The organism is Pseudomonas sp. 65/3-MNA-CIBAN-0223, assembly GCF_040310425.1.
GTDB lineage: Bacteria > Pseudomonadota > Gammaproteobacteria > Pseudomonadales > Pseudomonadaceae > Aquipseudomonas > Aquipseudomonas gregormendelii.
In genome coordinates this window covers 101,796-122,375 of the sequence record NZ_JBEOPV010000010.1, presented here as the reverse complement: position 1 = coordinate 122,375, position 20,580 = coordinate 101,796, and the positions used below count along the sequence as shown (strand labels likewise).

Below are 20,580 nucleotides of genomic sequence, written 5' to 3'. Positions count from 1 at the left end.
CGTGGGCTACTCGTACTGGCTGAGCAACCGCTCCATCCGCGCCGCCAGTCGGCGTTTGATTTCGGTTTCGATATGCGGCGCAAAGTCGTCGATCACGTCTTGCATGATCAGCATGGCAGCGGCGCGCAGTTCGCCGTCCAGATGCAGCAAGGCGTCCGGGCCTTTATCTTCGGCAGCCGGGGCAGGGGGCGGTTCGCTGGCGGCTGGCGGGTTGCCGGCAGCCTCGAACAGCATGGGGATCTGTTCCTGATCCTCGTCCTCGACCGTGTCGGTCAGCAACGGTGGTTGCAGGTTGTCATCGCCGAGCAGTTGGCGGATCGACTCGAGGTCGTCCAGCAGATGCGCGGACTGTTGCTGTTTTGGCGTGTCCATCGGAATACTCAGAGTCGCTGTAAACGGTGGTCTTGCAAAGGATAGCCCTGTTCGCGATAGAAACGGAAACTCTCCCGCGCGGCCTGGCGAATCACCGGGTCTTCCACCACCACTTCCGCCACGCGGGCGAACTTGTTGGCAAAGGTCGGTACTTTCAGGTCGAGATTAACCATCAGGTCCTGATGTTGACCGCAGTCGTCTCCCAGGCCCAGCACAATCAAACCCTGCGGCTCGCTCTCGGCGGGGCCATGGGGCACGAAACTTTCGCCCTTGAACGCCCAGAGGCGTGCGTCGAGATCGTCACGTTGGTTCGCATCGCTGCAATGCAGGTAGATGCGATGGCCCATGCGCCAGGCTTTTTCAGTGAGCTTGCAGGCGAAATCCAGCCGCGCCGACGGATCGGCGCTGGGCAGGATATAGAAGTCGACTTTGGTCATTGCGGTTCCTGGAATCAACTTCCGCGGAATCTGTAGGAGCGAGCTTGCTCGCGAAGGTCGTCAACGATTACGCGGGAAACCAGGTTAATCGCGGTGATCTTGAGTTTTTCGCGAGCAAGCTCGCTCCTACAGTGTTCAGTGAGCGATATTTAGGCTTTGGCGCGGTCCAGCAGGTACTGGGTCAGCAGGGGCACCGGACGGCCAGTGGCGCCCTTGTCCTTGCCGCCGCTGGTCCAAGCGGTGCCGGCGATGTCCAGGTGCGCCCAGTTGAGGTTCTTGGTAAAGCGCGACAGGAAGCAGGCTGCGGTGATGGTGCCGGCTTTCGGCCCGCCAATGTTGGCGATGTCGGCAAACGGGCTGTCGAGCTGTTCTTGGTACTCATCGAACAGTGGCAACTGCCAGGCACGGTCGTCTGCGGACTGACCGGCGCTGAGCAGCTGGCCGATCAGTTCGTCGTTGTTGCCCAGCAGGCCAGAGGTGTGTGCGCCCAGGGCGACGACACAGGCGCCGGTCAGGGTCGCGATGTCGATCACGGCCTGGGGCTTGAAACGTTCTGAATAGGTCAGGGCGTCGCACAGCACCAGGCGGCCTTCGGCGTCGGTGTTGAGGATTTCCACGGTCTGGCCGCTCATGGTGGTGACGATGTCGCCTGGGCGCGCAGCGTTGCCGCTCGGCATGTTCTCGGCGCAGGCCAGGATGCACACCAGGTTGATCGGCAGTTTCAGTTCGAGCACGGCGCGCAGGGTGCCGAAGACGCTGGCGGCGCCGCCCATGTCGTACTTCATTTCGTCCATGCCGGCGCCCGGCTTGAGGCTGATACCGCCGGTGTCGAAAGTGATGCCTTTGCCGACCAGGGCGAACGGCTTCTCGGATTTCTTGCCGCCGTTGTATTGCATGACGATCAGGCGCGGAGGCTGGGCGCTGCCCTGGCCCACGGCGTAGAACGAGCCCATGCCCAGGTCCTTGATCTTCTTCTCGTCAAGGACTTCGACTTTCAGGCTCTTGAATTCCTTGCCCAGGCTCTTGGCCTGCTCGCCCAGGAAAGTCGGGTGGCAGATGTTCGGCGGCAGGTTGCCCAGGTTGCGGGTGAACGCCATGCCGTTGGCGATCGCGGTAGCGTGGGCCACGGCACGCTCGACTTCAGCCTGGGCGGCCTTGATGGTCACCAGGGTGATTTTCTTCAGGGCGCGCGGCTCGGCTTTCTGGCTCTTGAACTGGTCGAATGTGTATTGGCCGTCCACCAGGGTTTCAGCCAGCAGGCGGGTCTTGCCGTAGCTGTCACGGCCCTTGACCACGACTTCGTCCAGTGCCAGTACCGCATCGCTGCCGTTCAGGCCCTTGAGGGAGTTGAGGATGCCGGTAATGATTTTACGGAATGGGCGATCACCCAGTTCTTCGTCCTTGCCGACGCCGACCAGCAGTACACGCTCGGCCTTGAGGTTGGGCAGGCTGTGCAGCAGCAGGCTCTGGCCAACTTTGCCAGCGAGGTCGCCACGCTTGAGCACGGCGCTGATCGCGCCGCCGCTCAGTGCGTCAATTTGGCTGGCCACGGCGCCGAGCTTGCAGCCTTCGCTGACGGCAACCACCAGCGTGGCGGTTTTCAACGTTTGCGGATTAACGCTTTTTACAACCAGTTCCATGTCGGGGCCCCTGAATCAATGATCAACACGCAAGTGTCTGAACTTGCCTATAAATAGAGTACGCAAGGCAGGCTTGCGGCAAAGGCCGCAGTTTGAACCTCGTCGGCGGCGCCTGACAACCCTGGGTCGCAGGTTCGTCACGGTTCCGGCCGCCCTTGCAGGAGCGAATTGGATCCGGGCGGCGTTGCGCCGATGAACCTGAGAGCACCGTTGAGTGTCAGACGTCCCGCGTAATCGTTGACGAGCACGCGAGCGAGCTCCCGCATGGCGAACGCGCGCAGTGACAGGCGCATGCAATCACAGGATAATGCGCCATCTTTTTCGGCGGCCCTGCTTTGCGGTCCGCCTGCTACGTTTGCTTGTTTGGCCGCCTTCGCCTGACAACCCTGGAGTGTCTGGTTTGATTGTCTTTCGTTACCTATCCCGCGAAGTCCTGTTGACCTTGAGCGCCGTCAGCGCCGTGCTGCTGGTCATCATCATGAGCGGACGCTTCATCAAATACCTCGCCCAGGCCGCTGCGGGCCTGCTGGATCCAGGCTCCCTGTTCCTGATCATGGGGTTTCGTCTGCCGGGCTTCCTGCAACTGATCCTGCCACTGGGCCTGTTCCTGGGCATTCTGCTGGCTTACGGTCGCCTGTACCTCGAAAGCGAAATGACCGTGTTGTCGGCCACCGGCATGAGTCAGCAACGGCTGTTTGCCATGACCCTGTTCCCGGCCACCCTGGTGGCATTGGTGGTGGCATGGCTGAGCCTGAGCCTGGCGCCACAAGGGGCCAACCAGTTCCAGTTGCTGCTGAACAAGCAAGACGCCCTGACTGAATTCGACACCCTGGAGCCGGGCCGCTTCCAGGCCCTGCGTGATGGCACGCGGGTGACCTACACCGAGACCCTGACGGACGATCGCATCAACCTCGGTGGCGTGTTCATTTCCCAGAAGAACACCAGCACCGACCAGAAGGATCGCGGAATTTCCGTGCTGGTGGCCGAGAGGGGGCGCCAGGAAATCCGCCCTGACGGCAACCGCTACCTGATTCTCGACAATGGCTATCGCTACGACGGCAAGCCGGGCCAGGCCGATTATCGCGCCATCAAGTACGACGAGTACGGCGTGCTGCTGCCCAAGCCGGATGTCAGCGACGAAGTCACCGACCGTGACGCGATGCCCACCAGCAGCCTGATTGGCAGCGATGACGTTCGCTCGCGCACCGAATTGCAATGGCGCATGTCCCTGCCGTTGCTGGTCTTTATTGTCACCCTGATGGCGGTGCCGCTGTCGCGAGTGAATCCGCGCCAGGGGCGGTTCCTCAAGCTGCTGCCAGCGATTCTTCTTTATATGGCTTACCTGACCATCCTGATTGCCGCTCGCGGCGCGCTCGAAAAAGGCAAGATCCCGATGGCCCTCGGCTTGTGGTGGGTGCACGGGATCTTCCTGGCGATTGGGCTGGGCTTGCTCTATTGGGAGCCCCTGCGCCTGAAGATGGCGAGTCGCCGCAGCGCGCTGGAGGTGGCCCGTGGTTAAGCTGGATCGCTACATTGGTAGCAGTGTTTTCGTCGCCATCCTGGCTGTATTGGGCATCATTCTCGGTTTGGCGACGCTGTTCGCCTTCATCGACGAGATGGGCGATGCGAGCGATACCTACACCTTGCTGGACGTGTTGAGTTACGTCCTGCTGACGGCCCCCCGACGTTTGTACGACATGTTGCCGATGGCGGCCTTGATCGGCTGCCTGATCGGCCTGGGGAGCCTGGCCAGCAACAGCGAACTGACCATCATGCGCGCCGCTGGCGTGTCCATTGGCCGGATCGTCTGGGCAGTAATGAAGCCGATGCTGGTGCTGATGGTTGTCGGAGTCCTGATCGGCGAATACGTTGCGCCGGCCACCGAAAGCGCTGCCCAGGCCAATCGTTCGCTGGCCCAGGGCAGCGGTGACGCGCAAAGTGCCCGTCACGGCCTGTGGCATCGCCAGGGTGACGAGTTCATTCACGTCAACTCGGTACAACCCAACGGCTTGCTGTACGGTGTCACCCGCTATCGCTTCGACAAAGAGCGGCACATGCTGTCGGCCAGCTTCGCCAAGCGTGCGGAGTTCGACAAGGACCACTGGCAGCTGAGCGATGTCACCACCACGGTATTCCATGAGAAGAACACTGAAGTGGTCGCGGCCCCGGTCGAGCGCTGGGAAGTTGCCCTCAGTCCGCAACTGCTGAGCACGGTGGTCATGGCGCCAGAGTCTCTGTCGATCTCCGGTTTGTGGGGGTATATCCATTACCTGGCCGACCAGGGGCTGAATAACGGCCGTTACTGGTTGGCATTTTGGGTCAAGGTGTTGCAGCCGCTGGTCACTGCGGCACTGGTGCTGATGGCGATCTCCTTCATCTTTGGTCCGCTGCGCTCGGTGACCCTCGGACAGCGGGTATTCACCGGTGTACTGGTGGGGTTCACCTTCCGAATCGTCCAGGATCTGCTGGGGCCATCGAGCCTGGTGTTCGGTTTCTCGCCGCTGTTTGCGGTGCTGGTGCCTGCCAGCGTGTGCGCCCTGGCCGGGGTCTGGTTGTTGCGCCGGGCCGGTTGATTGCGGGTATTTCCCGAACAACGAGCCAATGAAAAACGCCCTTGTCGTGAGACCGGGGCGTTTTTGTCAGTGCCGTCCGACCTGCGCAGGTGACGCTTGCGCCGTGGATCAGGTACAATTCCCGGCTATTTTTCCGCGGGCTATGCCTGCAGCCTTTTTGAGTGTTGATCCGTGAGTGATTTGAGTCATATCCGCAATTTCTCCATCATCGCCCACATTGACCATGGCAAGTCGACGCTGGCCGATCGATTCATCCAGATGTGCGGCGGCCTTGCCGAGCGCGAAATGGAAGCCCAGGTACTGGACTCCATGGACCTGGAGCGTGAACGCGGGATCACCATCAAGGCCCACAGCGTCACCCTTTATTACACCGCTCGCGATGGCATCAAGTACCAGCTGAACTTCATCGACACCCCGGGCCACGTCGACTTCACCTATGAAGTCAGTCGCTCGCTGGCGGCCTGTGAAGGTGCTTTGCTGGTGGTCGACGCTGGCCAGGGCGTGGAAGCGCAGTCGGTTGCCAACTGCTACACGGCGATCGAGCAGGGCCTGGAAGTCATGCCCGTGCTGAACAAGATCGACCTGCCGCAGGCCGATCCGGACCGCGTGAAGGAAGAGATCGAGAAGATCATCGGCATCGATGCCACTGATGCCGTCGAGTGCAGCGCCAAGACCGGCCTGGGCGTCGATGAAGTCCTCGAGCGTCTGGTGCGCACCATTCCTGCGCCGACCGGCAACTACGAAGATCCGCTGCAAGCGTTGATCATCGACTCCTGGTTCGACAACTACCTGGGCGTTGTTTCCCTGGTACGCGTGCGCCATGGCCGTGTGAAGAAGGGCGACAAGATTCTCGTCAAGTCCACCGGCAAGATCCACCTGGTGGACAGCGTCGGTGTATTCAACCCTAAACATACCGCTACCACTGACCTTAAGGCCGGTGAAGTAGGCTTCATCATCGCTGGCATCAAGGACATTCACGGTGCGCCGGTGGGTGACACCCTGACCTTGAGCTCAACCCCGGACGTCGACGTCCTGCCGGGTTTCAAGCGCATTCAGCCGCAGGTTTACGCCGGCCTGTTTCCGGTCAGCTCCGACGACTTCGAAGATTTCCGTGAGGCCCTGCAAAAGCTCACCCTCAACGACTCGTCGCTGCAGTACACCCCAGAGAGTTCCGACGCCCTGGGCTTCGGCTTCCGTTGCGGGTTCCTCGGCATGCTGCACATGGAAATCATCCAGGAGCGCCTGGAGCGCGAGTATGACCTGGACCTGATCACCACGGCGCCGACGGTAATTTTCGAGCTGTTGCTGAAAACCGGTGAAACGATTTACGTCGACAACCCGTCGAAGCTTCCAGACCTGTCTTCCATCGAAGACATGCGCGAGCCGATCGTGCGGGCCAACATTCTTGTGCCGCAAGAGCACCTGGGCAACGTCATTACCCTGTGCATCGAGAAGCGTGGCGTGCAGCACGACATGCTGTTCCTCGGTACCCAGGTCCAGGTGACCTACGATCTGCCGATGAACGAAGTGGTCCTGGACTTCTTCGATCGCCTGAAGTCCACCAGCCGCGGCTATGCTTCGCTGGACTACCATTTCGATCGTTATCAGTCGGCTAACCTGGTGAAACTGGATGTGCTGATCAACGGTGACAAGGTCGACGCCCTGGCGCTGATCGTGCACAAGGATAACGCGCACTACAAAGGTCGCCAGTTGACCGAGAAGATGAAAGAACTGATTCCGCGCCAGATGTTCGACGTCGCGATCCAGGCCGCCATTGGCGGGCAGATCATTGCGCGAACCTCCGTCAAGGCACTCAGAAAGAACGTATTGGCCAAATGCTACGGCGGCGACGTCAGCCGTAAGAAGAAACTGCTTGAAAAGCAAAAGGCCGGTAAGAAACGCATGAAGCAAGTCGGCAACGTGGAAATTCCACAAGAAGCCTTCCTTGCAGTGCTCAGGTTGGATAGTTAGGTCCTATGTCACTAAATTTCCCGCTGTTGCTGGTCATCGCCGTGTTCGTCTGCGGCCTGTTGGCGTTGCTCGATCTGGTTTTTCTCGCGCCGCGTCGGCGTGCAGCCATTGCATCCTATCAGGGCAGCGTCAGCCAGCCTGACGGGATGGTGGTCGAAAAACTGAACAAGGAGCCGCTGCTGGTCGAATACGGCAAGTCGTTCTTCCCGGTGTTGTTCATCGTGCTGGTGCTGCGTTCGTTCCTGGTGGAACCGTTCCAGATTCCATCCGGCTCGATGAAACCGACCCTGGACGTTGGCGATTTCATTCTGGTGAGCAAGTTCTCCTACGGGATCCGCTTGCCGGTGATCGACAAGAAAGTGATCGAAATCGGTGACCCGCAGCGCGGCGATGTGATGGTTTTCCGCTATCCGAGCGATCCGAACGTCAACTACATCAAGCGTGTAGTGGGCCTGCCGGGCGACCAGATTCGCTACACCGCCGACAAGCGCCTGTTCGTCAACGGCGAGTCCGTTGCCGAGCAGTTGATCGGCTCCGAGCCGGGCACCCTGGGCAGTGCCGAGCTCTACAAGGAAAAACTCGGTGTCGCCGAGCACCTGATCCGCAAGGAAATGAGCCGCTATCGCGCAACGCCGGACCGTTCGTGGACTGTGCCTGCCGGGCACTACTTCATGATGGGCGACAACCGCGACAACTCCAACGACAGTCGCTATTGGGATGATCCGAGCATTCCCAAGGACCTGCTGGGCATGGTCCCCGACAAGAATATCGTCGGCAAGGCCTTCGCGGTCTGGATGAGCTGGCCTGAACCCAAACTCAGTCACCTGCCGAACTTCTCGCGGGTTGGCCTGATCAAGTAATCACACACGGCGCTGTTGAACACAGCGCCGAATGCATTTCTGGAGCCGCTACAATCGGCGCCCGAAGCATGAAAACAATGATATTCAGGACGTAATTTTTGAACACAGCGTTAATTGTCCCAAGCCTGCGCCGCACCCCGGCGATGGCGGTGGAATCCAGCCACGAACTCAGCGTGGGTACACCGTGAGCGTTTCCTTAAGCCGTCTAGAGCGTCAGCTCGGCTACACCTTCAAGGACCAGGAACTGATGGTCCTGGCCCTGACTCACCGCAGCTTTGCCGGGCGCAACAACGAACGCCTGGAATTCCTCGGTGATGCCATCCTCAATTTCGTCGCTGGCGAGGCGCTGTTCGATCGCTTCCCGCTGGCTCGCGAAGGCCAGTTGTCGCGTTTGCGCGCACGCCTGGTGAAAGGTGAGACCCTGGCTGTACTGGCCCGCGGTTTCGATCTGGGCGAGTACCTGCGCCTGGGCTCTGGCGAGTTGAAGAGCGGCGGTTTCCGTCGCGAGTCGATTCTGGCCGATGCCCTGGAAGCGCTGATTGGTGCAATCTACCTGGACGCGGGCATGGATATGGCGCGCGAGCGCGTGCTGGCCTGGCTGGCCGGTGAGTTCGAAGGCCTGACGCTGGTCGACACCAACAAAGATCCAAAGACCCGCCTGCAGGAATTCCTGCAATCGCGTGGGTGTGAGCTGCCGCGTTACGAAGTGGTGGATATCCAGGGTGAGCCGCATTGCCGGACGTTCTTCGTCGAATGTGAAATCACCTTATTGAATGAAAAAAGCCGAGGTCAGGGTGTGAGTCGTCGTATTGCCGAACAGGTAGCGGCCGCCGCAGCACTGATTGCCCTGGGTGTGGAGAATGGCAATGACTGATTCAACCGCAACACGCTGTGGCTATGTTGCCATCGTCGGCCGTCCCAACGTGGGCAAGTCCACGTTGCTGAACCACATCCTCGGCCAGAAGCTCGCGATCACTTCGCGCAAGCCGCAAACCACCCGCCACAACATGCTGGGCATCAAGACCGAAGGCGCCGTGCAGGCGATCTACGTCGACACTCCGGGCATGCACAAAGGTGGCGAAAAAGCCCTCAACCGCTACATGAACAAGACGGCCTCGGCAGCCTTGAAAGACGTGGACGTGGTGATCTTCGTAGTCGACCGCACCAAGTGGACCGACGAGGACCAGATGGTCCTGGAGCGCGTCCAGTATGTGACCGGCCCGCTGATCGTGGCGTTGAACAAGACGGATCGCATCGAAGACAAAGCCGAGCTGATGCCGCACCTGAGCTGGTTGCAGGAGCAGCTGCCGAACGCGCAGATCATGCCGATCTCGGCCCAGCACGGGCACAACCTCGAAGCGCTGGAGCGGGTGATTGCCGGCTACCTTCCGGAAAACGATCACTTCTTCCCCGAAGACCAGATCACCGACCGCAGCAGTCGCTTCCTCGCCGCCGAACTGGTGCGCGAAAAGATCATGCGCCAGATGGGTGCAGAGCTGCCGTACCAGATCACCGTCGAAATCGAAGAGTTCAAGCAGCAGGGCAAGACCCTGCATATTCATGCCTTGATCCTCGTCGAGCGCGACGGCCAGAAGAAGATCATCATTGGCGACAAGGGCGAGCGCATCAAGCGCATCGGCACCGAGGCGCGCAAGGACATGGAGCTGCTGTTCGACTCCAAGATCATGCTCAACCTCTGGGTGAAAGTGAAAGGCGGCTGGTCCGATGACGAGCGCGCGCTGCGTTCGCTGGGTTACGGCGACCTGTAAACCCGATCGACGCTGCACCGCAGAACCTGTGGGAGCGGGCTTGCCCGCGATGAGGATGTAACATTCAATATAGATGTTGGATGTCAGTCCGCCATCGCGGGCAGGCCCGCTCCCACATTGGTTTTTGTTGTTTGTAGAGCTGCGCACTTTCTTCGAGAACCCTGACTTCCATGTCGCAAACCCCACCCATTCCCCAGCCCGCCTTCGTACTCCACTCTCGCGCCTACCGCGAGAGCAGCGCGTTGGTCGACTTCCTTACGCCGCAAGGTCGGCTACGGGCGGTGTTGCGCAGTGCGCGGGGCAAGGCCGGGACCTTGGCCAGGCCCTTCGTGCCCCTGGAAGTCGAATTTCGCGGGCGAGGGGAGCTGAAGAACGTCGGGCGGATGGAGGCCTCGGGGGTTTCCACCTGGCTCAACGGCGAAGCGCTGTTCAGTGGCCTGTACCTCAATGAGCTGCTGATTCGCCTGCTACCCGCCGAAGACCCGCTGCCGGGTGTGTTCGACCACTACGCCGCGACGTTGCTGGCGCTGGCCGAAGGTCGTCCGCTGGAGCCGTTGCTGCGCTCCTTTGAATGGCGGTTGCTCGATGATCTGGGCTACGGCTTCGCGCTCGGCACTGATATCCACGGTGAGCCTGTAGCGCCGGACGGTCTGTATCGCCTGCAGGTGGACGCGGGACTGGAGCGGGTGTACCTGTTGCAGCCCGGACTGTTCAACGGCACTGAATTGCTGGCCATGGCCGAAGCGGACTGGTCGGCACCGGGTGCTTTATCGGCCGCCAAACGGTTGATGCGCCAGGCACTTGCCGTGCATCTGGGCGGTCGTCCCCTGGTTTCCCGAGAGTTGTTTCGAAAGCCGTAAAATCCCCGTGTATGCTGTGCACCGAACTTTCCCCTCTTCAGGAGCGCTTCCGTGACCACCAGCAATCGCATTCTTCTTGGCGTGAACATCGACCACGTTGCCACCCTGCGTCAGGCCCGGGGCACTCGTTACCCGGATCCGGTCAAGGCCGCACTGGACGCGGAAGAGGCGGGCGCTGACGGCATCACCGTGCACCTGCGCGAAGACCGTCGCCATATTCAGGAGCGCGACGTGCTGCTGCTCAAGGATGTGCTGCAGACCCGCATGAACTTCGAGATGGGCGTCACTGAAGAGATGATGGTGTTCGCCGAGCGCATCCGCCCTGCGCACATTTGCCTGGTCCCGGAAACTCGCCAGGAGCTGACCACTGAAGGCGGGCTGGATGTAGCGGGGCAGGAGGCTCTGATCAAGGCGGCGGTGGACCGCCTGGCGAAAATTGGCTGCGAGGTGTCGTTGTTCATCGACGCGGACGAGCGCCAGATCGAAGCGTCCCGCCGAGTGGGTGCGCCGGCCATCGAGCTGCACACGGGGCGTTACGCGGACGCCGAGACGCCGACGCAAGTGGCTGAAGAGCTCAAGCGTGTAGCGGATGGCGTGGCTTTTGGTCTGGCCCAGGGTTTGATCGTCAACGCCGGCCACGGTCTGCACTACCACAACGTTGAAGCGGTGGCTGCGATCAAGGGCATCAACGAACTTAATATCGGCCACGCGCTGGTCGCCCATGCTCTATTTGTCGGCTTCAAGTCGGCGGTGTCGGAGATGAAATCGCTGATTCTGGCAGCGGCGTTGAAAGGCTAAGATCAAAAGATCGCAGCCTCCGGCAGCTCCTACAGGTGTACGCATAACCCTGTAGGAGGTGCCGGAGGCTCGGGCCGCGTTCGGACGATCTTTTTGCTTTAAAGCTGCGGCGATTCCTGGTTCGGTTTGGACTTGTCGATCCCCGGCACATGCAAATTGCCTTCAGCCACCTGATCACCCTCAAGCTGCGGCTGTGTCACCCAGGTCAGGATGTCGTAATACCGGCGGATGTTCGCCACAAAATGCACCGGCTCGCCGCCCCGGGCATAACCATAGCGGGTCTTGCTGTACCACTGCTTCTGCGACAGGCGCGGCAGGATCTTCTTCACGTCCAGCCATTTGTTCGGATTCAGCCCTTCCTTGGCGGTCAGCTTGCGCGCGTCATCCAGGTGGCCGCTGCCGACGTTGTAGGCCGCCAGGGCAAACCAGGTGCGGTCTGGCTCCTTGATTGAATCGTCCAGCTGTTCCTTCATGTAAGCCAGGTACTTGGCGCCGCCCATGATGCTCTGCTTGGGGTCCAGGCGATTGGACACGCCCATGGCCTGCGCAGTGTTCTGGGTCAGCATCATCAGGCCACGCACGCCGGTCTTGGACGTCACTGCGGCCTGCCACAGGGATTCCTGATAACCCACCGCCGCCAGCAGGCGCCAGTCGACCTTTTCTTTCTTGGCGTAGGCCTTGAAGTGCTGTTCGTACTTGGGCAGCCGTTGCTGCAAATGCTGGGCGAAGGTCGTGGCGCCCATGTAGCCGAGCACGTCGACGTGACCGTAGTAGCGGTCCTTCAAACGTTGCAGGGTGCCGTTCTTCTTGACCTTGTCGAGGTAGTCGTTGATCTCGTTGAGCAGGCTGTTGTCTTCGCCTGCCGCCACGGCCCAGCTCTGGTTGCTGGCGTCACCCAGGTCAAAGGCGACCCGCACGTTGGGGAAGTAGACCTGGTTCATCGCCACTTCGTTGGAGTCGACCAGGGTCAGGTCGATCTGGCCTTCATCGACCATGCGCAACAGGTCCACGACTTCGACGGCGTCGGACTCTTCGTATTCAATGCGCGGAAATTTCCGTTTAAGCTCTGTCAGTTGCTCGGCATGGGTGCTGCCCTTGAGCACCATGATCTTCTTGCCCACCAGATCCCCCGCATCGGTAGGCCGTGACTGGCCGTTGCGATAGATGATCTGCGGGGTGACTTCCAGGTAGGAGTGGGAGAACCGCACCTGCTTTTTGCGTTGCTCGCTGCTGACCAGTCCGGCAGCAGCCAGCACAGGGCCGTTGGGCTTGCCCACCTGATTGAACAGGTCGTCCAGATTGTCGGCGGTTTCGATTTTCAGCTCGACCCCCAGATCGTCGGCGAAACGTTTCACCAGCTCGTATTCAAAGCCGGTTTCACCGCTGCGATCCTGAAAGTAGGTGGCGGGGCTGTTTCGGGTAACCACCCGCAGCACGCCATCCTCCTTTACACGCTCGAGTGTGTTGGGTTTATCAACACAGCCACCAAGCATCAGGAAGAGTCCGGTTGCGATCAGCCATTTGGCGTACCGCGGACGCAAAGCCGTTGGGGAAAACATCTGCGCAGTATACGCAAAGGACCACGAGCGCCATATCTCGACAGCACTGGGCCAGTCTGCTAGAGCAGCAAAAAACGGCGCACAACCCGCAGGAATGGGCTTTTACGGCGCTTCTTGATGGAAAAAATAAGCGCTGAACGCCTCCTGTTTCTGCCCTGAAACCCCGGCCCGACGTTCGGGTACGGCCGTGCGTACCGTTTCGGGTGATGTCACGGGCGGTTTAGGCTAGAATGCACGGCCTCAAAGCACACCCCTTCCCGAGGCTGTCCCGAAGATGTTGATCCTGCGCGGCGCTCCTGCCCTTTCTGCCTTTCGCCACAGCAAACTCCTTGAGCAACTTCGCCGATGCGTCCCGGCTGTCAGCGGCTTGTATGCTGAATTCGCTCACTTCGCCGAGGTTACCGGCGTCCTGACCGGCGACGAACAGCAGGTGCTCGCGCGCCTTCTGAAGTACGGCCCAAGTGTTCCAGTCCAGGAGCCGACCGGTCGTCTGTTCCTGGTGTTGCCACGTTTCGGCACCATCTCGCCCTGGTCCAGCAAAGCCAGCGACATCGCTCGCAACTGCGGCCTGGGCAAGATCCAGCGCCTTGAGCGCGGCATCGCCTTCTATGTCGCCGGCCAGTTCAGCGAAACTGAAGCGCAGCTGATCTCGGACGCCTTGCACGACCGCATGACCCAGATCGTCCTGGCCAACCTGGAGCAGGCCGCAGGTCTGTTCAGCCACGCCGAGCCCAAGCCCCTGACCGCGATCGACGTGTTGGGCGGCGGCCGCGGCGCGCTGGAAAAAGCCAACACCGAGCTGGGTCTGGCCCTGGCCGAAGACGAGATCGACTATCTGGTCAACGCTTTCGTCGGCTTGAAGCGCAACCCACACGACATCGAACTGATGATGTTCGCCCAGGCCAACTCCGAGCACTGCCGTCACAAGATCTTCAACGCCAGTTGGGACATCGACGGTCAGAGCCAGGAAAAAAGCCTGTTCGGCATGATCAAGAACACCTACCAGATGCACAGCGAAGGCGTCCTGTCCGCTTACAAGGACAACGCCTCGGTGATCGTCGGTAACGTCGCCGGTCGTTTCTTCCCGGACCCTGAAACCCGCCAGTACGGCGCGGTGCAGGAGCCGGTGCACATCCTGATGAAGGTGGAAACCCACAACCACCCGACCGCGATCGCCCCGTTCCCGGGCGCATCCACCGGTTCCGGTGGCGAGATCCGCGACGAAGGCGCTACCGGTCGCGGCGCCAAGCCAAAGGCTGGCCTCACTGGTTTCACCGTGTCGAACCTGCAGATCCCGGGCTTCGAACAGCCGTGGGAAGTGCCGTACGGCAAGCCTGAGCGCATCGTTACCGCGCTGGACATCATGATCGAAGGCCCACTGGGTGGCGCCGCGTTCAACAACGAATTCGGCCGTCCCGCCCTGACCGGCTACTTCCGTACCTTCGAACAGTCGATCACCACTCCCCGTGGCGACGAGGTTCGCGGTTACCACAAGCCGATCATGCTGGCCGGCGGCATGGGTAACATCCGTGCCGAACACGTACAGAAAGGCGAGATCATTGTCGGCTCCAAGCTGATCGTCCTCGGTGGCCCGGCCATGTTGATCGGCCTGGGTGGCGGCGCGGCTTCCTCCATGGCCACCGGCACCAGCTCGGCTGACCTGGATTTTGCATCCGTACAGCGCGAAAACCCGGAAATGGAACGTCGCTGCCAGGAAGTCATCGACCGTTGCTGGCAGTTGGGTGACAAGAACCCGATCAGCTTCATCCATGACGTCGGCGCCGGCGGCCTGTCCAACGCTTTCCCGGAACTGGTCAACGACGGCAACCGTGGCGGTCGCTTCGAACTGCGCAACATTCCAAACGACGAGCCGGGCATGGCCCCGCACGAAATCTGGAGTAACGAATCCCAGGAACGTTACGTCCTGGCGGTTGGCCCTGCGGACTTCGAACGCTTCCAGGCGATCTGCGAACGCGAGCGTTGCCCGTTTGCCGTCGTCGGCGAAGCCACTGCCGAGCCGCAACTGACCGTTACCGACAGTCACTTCGGCAACAACCCGGTGGACATGCCACTCGAAGTGCTGCTGGGCAAGGCTCCGCGCATGCACCGCTCGGCTGTTCGTGAAAACGAACTGGGCGATGACTTCGATCCGGCGACGCTCGAGATCGCCGACTGCGTTGAACGCGTTCTGCATCACCCTGCCGTCGCCAGCAAAAGCTTCCTGATCACCATCGGCGACCGCACCATCACCGGCCTCGTGGCCCGTGACCAGATGGTCGGCCCGTGGCAGGTTCCAGTGGCCGACGTTGCCGTCACCGCCACCAGCTTCGACGTCTACACCGGTGAAGCCATGGCCATGGGCGAGCGGACTCCGCTGGCTCTGCTGGACGCTCCGGCGTCGGGCCGCATGGCCATTGGTGAGACCCTGACCAACATCGCCGCTTCGCGCATCAACAAGATCTCCGACATCAAACTGTCGGCGAACTGGATGTCCGCGGCCGGTCACCCGGGTGAAGACGCACGTCTGTACGACACCGTGAAGGCAGTTGGCATGGAATTGTGCCCGGACCTGGGTATCACCATCCCGGTGGGCAAGGACTCCATGTCCATGGCCACCCGCTGGAACGATAACGGCGAAGACAAGACCGTCACCTCGCCGATGTCCCTGATCGTGACCGGTTTCGCGCCAGTGGCTGACATCCGTCAGACCCTGACTCCGGAACTGCGCATGGACAAGGGCACCACCGACCTGATCCTGATCGACCTGGGCCGTGGCCAGAACCGCATGGGCGCTTCGATCCTGGCCCAGGTTCACGGCAAGCTCGGCTCGCAAGCGCCGGACGTCGATGATGCCGAAGACCTGAAAGCCTTCTTCGCAGTGATCCAGGGCCTCAACGCCGATGGTCACCTGCTGGCTTACCACGACCGTTCCGACGGTGGCCTGCTGACCAGCGTAGTGGAAATGGCGTTTGCCGGTCACTGCGGCCTGAGCCTGAATCTCGATGGTCTGGCAGAAACCTCCGCTGACATCGCCGCGATCCTGTTCAACGAAGAACTGGGCGCCGTGATCCAGGTTCGTCAGGACGCCACGCCAGACATCCTCGCGCAGTTCAGCGCGGCCGGTCTGGGCGACTGCGTGTCGGTGATCGGTCAGCCAATGAACAATGGCCAGATCAACATCACGTTCAACGGCGAAACCGTATTCGAAGGCCAGCGTCGTCTGCTGCAACGTACCTGGGCTGAAACCAGCTACCAGATCCAGCGTCTGCGCGACAACGTCGACTGCGCCGAACAAGAGTTCGACGTGCTGCTGGAAGAAGACAACCCGGGCCTGAGCGTCAAGCTGAGCTTTGACGTCAACCAGGACGTCGCTGCGCCTTACATCAAGAAAGGCATTCGTCCACAGGTTGCCGTATTGCGTGAGCAGGGCGTCAACGGTCAGGTGGAAATGGCGGCGGCATTTGATCGCGCCGGCTTCAACGCCATTGACGTGCACATGAGCGACATCCTGGCCGGCCGTGTCGACCTGAACGAGTTCAAGGGCCTGGTAGCCTGCGGTGGTTTCTCCTACGGCGACGTACTGGGTGCCGGCGAAGGCTGGGCCAAGTCCGCGCTGTTCAACAGCCGTGCTCGCGATGCGTTCCAGGGCTTCTTCGAACGCAACGACAGCTTCACTCTCGGTGTGTGCAACGGTTGCCAGATGATGTCCAACCTGCATGAGCTGATCCCGGGCAGCGAGTTCTGGCCACACTTCGTGCGCAACCGTTCCGAGCAGTTCGAAGCGCGCGTGGCGATGGTTCAGGTCCAGGAATCGAACTCGATCTTCCTCCAGGGCATGGCCGGTTCGCGTATGCCGATCGCCATCGCCCACGGTGAAGGCCATGCCGAGTTCGCCAGCGAAGAAGCCTTGCTCGAAGCCGATCTGTCGGGGTGCGTGGCGATGCGTTTCGTCGACAACCACGGCAAGGTCACCGAGAAGTATCCGGCCAACCCGAACGGCTCGCCGCGCGGCATCACCGGGCTGACCAGCCGTGACGGTCGCGTGACCATCATGATGCCGCACCCTGAGCGTGTATTCCGCGCCGTGCAGAACTCGTGGCGCTCGGAAGACTGGAACGAAGACGCGCCGTGGATGCGCATGTTCCGCAACGCTCGCGTGTGGGTGAACTAAGCCCCATGTTCAAGCTCGCCTTTTTCGTTCCGACCAGCCACGTCGATGGGGTCAAGAGTGCTGTGTTCGCTGCCGGTGGCGGTCGAATCGGTGCCTATGACCACTGTTCGTGGCAGGTCCTGGGCCAAGGCCAGTTCCGCCCGCTGGACGGCAGTCAGCCGTTCATTGGCGAGGCTGGCGAGGTCGAGCAGGTGGAGGAATGGAAAGTCGAGCTGGTCGTGGCGGATGAGCTGATCGTGGCCGTGGTGGCCGCGTTGAAGCTCAGTCACCCGTATGAGACACCGGCTTACGAGGTATGGCGGCTGGAGGATTATTGATCTCTGGTTGCTGAGACAGGAAACCCGCTGGGCCAGTTTGGTCGGCGGGTTTTTTGTTGCCTATAAGCTGCGTCTGACGTGTGCTTCGCAGGGTTCCTACAAGTTTTTAGGGTTGTCGCTCGGAACCCGAATCTCTAGTTTCCTGGGTTTAAATACCTGAGTGACCGACCCCATGAAGCCCGATCAAAAATCCTCCGATAAGCCATTGCGGTGTGTGATGTATCGCGTCACAATCCTCGCATGATTGTCAGCTGGAAACATAAAGGCCTCAGAGCTTTCTATGAGACTGGTTCAACCAAAGGCATCAACACGAATCATGCAAAGCGCTTGCGTCGAGTCCTCCTCATCCTGGACAGCGCCCGCCACTCAAGTGAGCTGGATCTCCCCGGTTGGCGATTCCATAGTTTGAGAGGCGAGCTGGCTGACTATTGGTCGGTCAGCATAAGTGGTAACTGGCGCATCATTTTTCGCATGTTCGACGACCACGTCGAGCTGGTTGATTATCTTGACTACCACTGAGCAGAGGCAGCTGAATGGGTATGCACAATCCTCCTCATCCTGGCGAAATCTTGCTTGAGGACGTGGTTCCCGGACTGGGGATCACCATTACTGAAATGGCTCGACGTCTCGGGTATGCCCGGGAAACTTTTTCCAGAATATTGCATGGGCACGCGCCTATCAGTCCCGATCTGGCTGTACGTTTGGAGCGCGCTGGCATCAGCAAGGCCCAAACCTGGCTGGCCATGCAGTGCAGCTACGATTTGTGGCAGGCCGAGCACCGCGAGCAGCCTCAGATCGAGCGGTTTGCTCGCATCGATTGAGCTACGATCAAACCCGCTTTCTCAGCCGTGCGCTGATTGATGGGGGGATCACTTACGGCTGAAACGCCCCAATGAAAATCGCCGGATCCACCCGCGCATCATTCAGGCTCACATTCCAGTGCATGTGCGGGCCGGTGGCGCGGCCGGTGGCGCCGACTTTGCCGACTACGCCGCCGCGAGGCATTTGCTGGCCGACTTTCACGTCGATTTTCGACATGTGGCAGAACATGCTGATAAAGCCTTGGCCGTGGTCGACGAACACCGTGTTGCCGTTGAAGAAGTAGTTGCCGATCAGGATCACCTTGCCGGCGGCGGGGGTCTTGATCGGAGTGCCGGCGGGTACGGCGAAGTCCAGGCCGGAGTGGGCATTGCGTTCTTCGCCGTTGAAGAAGCGACGCACGCCGAACTTGCTGGAGAGGGGGCCGTTGACCGGTTTGTCCAGCAGCAGGTTGCTCGGGGTGTTCGGGCTGAAGGTGCGGTAGGCCTTGATCTGCTCGGCCAGCTCGCCCTCAATGCGCTTGAGGTTGGCCGGGTTCGGGTTGACCTGCTGGGTGTTTTTCAGGGTGATGTGCTGTTCCGGGTACTTCTTGCTGCCAACGGTGAACACCAGGTTGCGCCCGCCGCTGCTGACTTGCTGGGGGCCAGGCTTGACCGTCAGCGGCACGCCGACAATGGCCAGCCAGTTGTTCTGTTCCTTCACCACCAGCACCGGCTTGCCTTGATAGCTGGCCTTGGGTGGTTGCGCAGAGGTGCCCAGGTCCACCACCGCCACGCCGCCCGGCACCGGTTTGTTGAGCACGCGAGTGATGTAGCTGTCGGCGTGGGCGTTGAAGGTCAGGCACAAGAAAAACAGCGAGGCGAGAATGCGCGGCATGGATCAATCCAGTAAAGAAAGGGTGACGGGCGTCAGGTGATTGTCTTCGACCCTGACTTGCAGCTCGCCTTCGCCCAGCCTGGCTTTGAGGCGCTGGCCGGTGTGGGTCTGGGCGGCGTTACGAATCGCATGGCCGCGCTCATCCAGCAGGATGCTGTAGCCGCGACCCAGGGTTGCCAGGGGGCTGACGACGTGCAGTGTCTGCATCTGGTTTTGCAGCTGCATGCGCCGGTCCTTGAGCCCTTCGCGCATGGCCCTGGGCAGGCGTTCCGCGAGACTGTCGAGGCGCTGGCGCAGCATCGCCAATTGGCGCCCGGGATGCTGGCCGGCGAGGCGGGTTTCCAGGCGGATCAAACGTTCGCGACGGGTGTTGAGGCTGCGCTCGAAAGCCCGGCGCATGCGCATGTCCAGGTCGTCAAGGCGTTGCGCTTGCTGACGCAGGCGCTCACCGGGATGACGAAGGCGCCGGGACATGCCCTCCAGGCGCAGACGATCGCGCATCAGGCGATCGCGAATGCGCATCACCAGGCGCCGATGCAGGCTTTCGACACGGCGCACCAGGTCGCTGGAGTCCGGCGCGAGTAACTCCGCAGCCGCCGAAGGGGTAGGGGCGCGTACGTCGGCGACGAAGTCACTGATCGACACATCGGTCTCGTGACCGACCGCGCTGACAATCGGCGTCACGCAGGCGTCAACGGCGCGGGCCACGGCTTCTTCGTTGAAACACCAGAGGTCTTCCAGCGAGCCGCCGCCACGGGCCAGGATCAACGCGTCAAAGCCTCGGGCATCCGCCAGCCTCAGTGCCCTGACAATCTGGGCCGTGGCTTCGCGACCTTGCACGGCCGTCGGGATCAACGTCAGTTGAACCTGCGGAGCACGGCGGCGGAACACGCTGATGATGTCGCGAATCACCGCCCCCGTCGGCGAACTGATGATGCCGATGCGTTGCGGATGCGCCGGCAGCGCCACTTTGCGTTCGGCACTGAACAGGCCTTCAGCGCTGAGTTTTTCCTTCAGCGCATCGAACGCCAACCGCAGCGCTCCGTCACCGGCCGGCTCCACGGTATCGAGGATCAGTTGGTAATCGCCGCGGCCCTCGAAAAGCGAGACCTTGCCGCGCACCTTCACCGCCAGGCCATCCTTCAGCGCCTGGCGGACCCGGGCGGCGTTTTGCCGAAACAGTGCACAACGCACCTGGGCGCCGCTGTCCTTGAGGGTGAAATACACATGGCCGGACGCCGGGCGGGCGAGGTTGGAAATTTCGCCTTCGACCCAGATGTTGCTGAACACGTCTTCCAGCAACACCCGCGCGCGGCCGTTGAGCTGGCTGACAGTCAGGACTTCACGGTCCAGGCCGAGTCTTGCAAAGGGATCTTTAATCATGGGGCGCATGATAAAGGCAATCTCCTGCGCAATGCACGATCCCCTTAGGAGCCGCCGCAGGCTGCGATCTTTTGATCTTGAAAAATGCCTGCTTCGCCGAAAATCCAGATCAAAAGATCGCAGCCTGCGGCAGCGCCTGCAGGGTATTTTTGAAATGTCCATGGAGGCGCCGTCT

General features: G+C 60.9%; 18 protein-coding genes. 12 read left to right on the top strand and 6 right to left on the bottom strand.

From position 1 onward, the window contains the following. Positions 1-6: 6 nt before the first annotated feature. The 3 genes from AAEZ09_RS14430 to AAEZ09_RS14420 all read right to left on the bottom strand — a co-directional run bounded on the left by AAEZ09_RS14430 (position 7) and on the right by AAEZ09_RS14420 (position 2,449). Positions 7-372 carry a hypothetical protein gene (locus tag AAEZ09_RS14430; protein WP_045062128.1) on the bottom strand — a complete coding sequence of 122 codons (366 nt, stop codon included), beginning with the start codon at positions 370-372 and terminating at the stop codon, positions 7-9. An 8-nt stretch (positions 373-380) separates the two neighbouring features. Then, on the bottom strand, positions 381-809 hold the full coding sequence (locus AAEZ09_RS14425) for a DNA polymerase III subunit chi (RefSeq protein ID WP_350599840.1): 429 nt from the start codon (positions 807-809) through the stop codon (positions 381-383). 149 nt (positions 810-958) lie between these two features. Beyond that, complete coding sequence (locus AAEZ09_RS14420) at positions 959-2,449, bottom strand: leucyl aminopeptidase (RefSeq protein ID WP_350599839.1); 1,491 nt, start codon at positions 2,447-2,449, stop codon at positions 959-961. Between the two features lie 400 nt (positions 2,450-2,849). Between AAEZ09_RS14420 and lptF the strand changes: the two genes are divergently transcribed. From lptF to pdxJ, 8 genes are all read left to right on the top strand, one after another. Next, positions 2,850-3,968, top strand: coding sequence for an LPS export ABC transporter permease LptF (lptF, locus tag AAEZ09_RS14415; protein ID WP_045062131.1), 1,119 nt, complete (start codon positions 2,850-2,852; stop codon positions 3,966-3,968). Further along, the gene (lptG, locus tag AAEZ09_RS14410; RefSeq protein WP_045062132.1) at positions 3,961-5,022 is read left to right on the top strand and encodes an LPS export ABC transporter permease LptG; all 1,062 of its coding nucleotides are present in this window, start codon (positions 3,961-3,963) and stop codon (positions 5,020-5,022) included. Before lptF ends, lptG begins: the two co-directional genes overlap by 8 nt. A gap of 171 nt (positions 5,023-5,193) precedes the next feature. Then, on the top strand, positions 5,194-6,993 hold the full coding sequence (lepA, locus tag AAEZ09_RS14405) for a translation elongation factor 4 (RefSeq protein ID WP_045062133.1): 1,800 nt from the start codon (positions 5,194-5,196) through the stop codon (positions 6,991-6,993). 5 nt (positions 6,994-6,998) lie between these two features. After that, a complete protein-coding gene (lepB, locus tag AAEZ09_RS14400) occupies positions 6,999-7,853 on the top strand; it encodes a signal peptidase I (RefSeq protein WP_045062134.1) in 855 nt (284 codons plus the stop codon). A gap of 184 nt (positions 7,854-8,037) precedes the next feature. Next, positions 8,038-8,727 (top strand): ribonuclease III, encoded by a 690-nt coding sequence (rnc, locus tag AAEZ09_RS14395; RefSeq protein ID WP_010463056.1) that lies wholly within the window; start codon positions 8,038-8,040, stop codon positions 8,725-8,727. Continuing rightward, a complete protein-coding gene (era, locus tag AAEZ09_RS14390; protein ID WP_059403406.1) occupies positions 8,720-9,622 on the top strand; it encodes a GTPase Era in 903 nt (300 codons plus the stop codon). Before rnc ends, era begins: the two co-directional genes overlap by 8 nt. A gap of 170 nt (positions 9,623-9,792) precedes the next feature. After that, positions 9,793-10,482: a DNA repair protein RecO gene (recO, locus tag AAEZ09_RS14385; RefSeq protein WP_045062136.1), complete on the top strand. Its 690-nt coding sequence runs from the start codon at positions 9,793-9,795 to the stop codon at positions 10,480-10,482. A gap of 51 nt (positions 10,483-10,533) precedes the next feature. Next, a complete protein-coding gene (gene pdxJ, locus AAEZ09_RS14380; protein WP_350599838.1) occupies positions 10,534-11,280 on the top strand; it encodes a pyridoxine 5'-phosphate synthase in 747 nt (248 codons plus the stop codon). A gap of 98 nt (positions 11,281-11,378) precedes the next feature. Here pdxJ and mltF read toward each other — a convergent pair whose 3' ends face one another. Next, positions 11,379-12,839 (bottom strand): membrane-bound lytic murein transglycosylase MltF, encoded by a 1,461-nt coding sequence (gene mltF, locus AAEZ09_RS14375; protein ID WP_082069248.1) that lies wholly within the window; start codon positions 12,837-12,839, stop codon positions 11,379-11,381. A gap of 274 nt (positions 12,840-13,113) precedes the next feature. Here mltF and purL point away from each other — a divergent pair, with 274 nt between their 5' ends. From purL to AAEZ09_RS14355, 4 genes are all read left to right on the top strand, one after another. After that, the gene (gene purL, locus AAEZ09_RS14370; RefSeq protein WP_350599837.1) at positions 13,114-17,010 is read left to right on the top strand and encodes a phosphoribosylformylglycinamidine synthase; all 3,897 of its coding nucleotides are present in this window, start codon (positions 13,114-13,116) and stop codon (positions 17,008-17,010) included. Between the two features lie 5 nt (positions 17,011-17,015). Continuing rightward, complete coding sequence (locus AAEZ09_RS14365) at positions 17,016-17,327, top strand: YqfO family protein (protein WP_045062139.1); 312 nt, start codon at positions 17,016-17,018, stop codon at positions 17,325-17,327. 240 nt (positions 17,328-17,567) lie between these two features. Continuing rightward, positions 17,568-17,846, top strand: a complete 279-nt coding sequence (locus AAEZ09_RS14360) for a type II toxin-antitoxin system RelE/ParE family toxin (RefSeq protein WP_350599836.1) — start codon at positions 17,568-17,570, stop codon at positions 17,844-17,846. Between the two features lie 14 nt (positions 17,847-17,860). After that, positions 17,861-18,148 carry a HigA family addiction module antitoxin gene (locus AAEZ09_RS14355; RefSeq protein ID WP_082069249.1) on the top strand — a complete coding sequence of 96 codons (288 nt, stop codon included), beginning with the start codon at positions 17,861-17,863 and terminating at the stop codon, positions 18,146-18,148. Positions 18,149-18,200: 52 nt separating this feature from the next. Here the strand turns inward: AAEZ09_RS14355 and AAEZ09_RS14350 are convergent, their stop codons facing one another. Both AAEZ09_RS14350 and xseA read right to left on the bottom strand, forming a co-directional pair. Further along, positions 18,201-19,022 carry a peptidoglycan DD-metalloendopeptidase family protein gene (locus AAEZ09_RS14350; RefSeq protein ID WP_350599835.1) on the bottom strand — a complete coding sequence of 274 codons (822 nt, stop codon included), beginning with the start codon at positions 19,020-19,022 and terminating at the stop codon, positions 18,201-18,203. A gap of 3 nt (positions 19,023-19,025) precedes the next feature. Continuing rightward, complete coding sequence (xseA, locus tag AAEZ09_RS14345) at positions 19,026-20,405, bottom strand: exodeoxyribonuclease VII large subunit (protein WP_350599905.1); 1,380 nt, start codon at positions 20,403-20,405, stop codon at positions 19,026-19,028. Between the last annotated feature and the right edge of the window lie 175 nt (positions 20,406-20,580).

Bases quoted from the DNA above. Each gene is read 5' to 3' on its own strand.
- recO (WP_045062136.1), top strand. From the start codon at position 9,793: ATGTCGCAAACCCCACCCATTCCCCAGCCCGCCTTCGTACTCCACTCT.
- purL (WP_350599837.1), top strand. From the start codon at position 13,114: ATGTTGATCCTGCGCGGCGCTCCTGCCCTTTCTGCCTTTCGCCACAGC.
- mltF (WP_082069248.1), bottom strand. From the start codon at position 12,839: ATGTTTTCCCCAACGGCTTTGCGTCCGCGGTACGCCAAATGGCTGATC.
- era (WP_059403406.1), top strand. From the start codon at position 8,720: ATGACTGATTCAACCGCAACACGCTGTGGCTATGTTGCCATCGTCGGC.
- AAEZ09_RS14360 (WP_350599836.1), top strand. From the start codon at position 17,568: ATGATTGTCAGCTGGAAACATAAAGGCCTCAGAGCTTTCTATGAGACT.
- lepB (WP_045062134.1), top strand. From the start codon at position 6,999: ATGTCACTAAATTTCCCGCTGTTGCTGGTCATCGCCGTGTTCGTCTGC.
- AAEZ09_RS14350 (WP_350599835.1), bottom strand. From the start codon at position 19,022: ATGCCGCGCATTCTCGCCTCGCTGTTTTTCTTGTGCCTGACCTTCAAC.
- AAEZ09_RS14425 (WP_350599840.1), bottom strand. From the start codon at position 809: ATGACCAAAGTCGACTTCTATATCCTGCCCAGCGCCGATCCGTCGGCG.
- AAEZ09_RS14365 (WP_045062139.1), top strand. From the start codon at position 17,016: ATGTTCAAGCTCGCCTTTTTCGTTCCGACCAGCCACGTCGATGGGGTC.
- AAEZ09_RS14355 (WP_082069249.1), top strand. From the start codon at position 17,861: ATGGGTATGCACAATCCTCCTCATCCTGGCGAAATCTTGCTTGAGGAC.
- AAEZ09_RS14430 (WP_045062128.1), bottom strand. From the start codon at position 372: ATGGACACGCCAAAACAGCAACAGTCCGCGCATCTGCTGGACGACCTC.
- AAEZ09_RS14420 (WP_350599839.1), bottom strand. From the start codon at position 2,449: ATGGAACTGGTTGTAAAAAGCGTTAATCCGCAAACGTTGAAAACCGCC.
- xseA (WP_350599905.1), bottom strand. From the start codon at position 20,405: ATGATTAAAGATCCCTTTGCAAGACTCGGCCTGGACCGTGAAGTCCTG.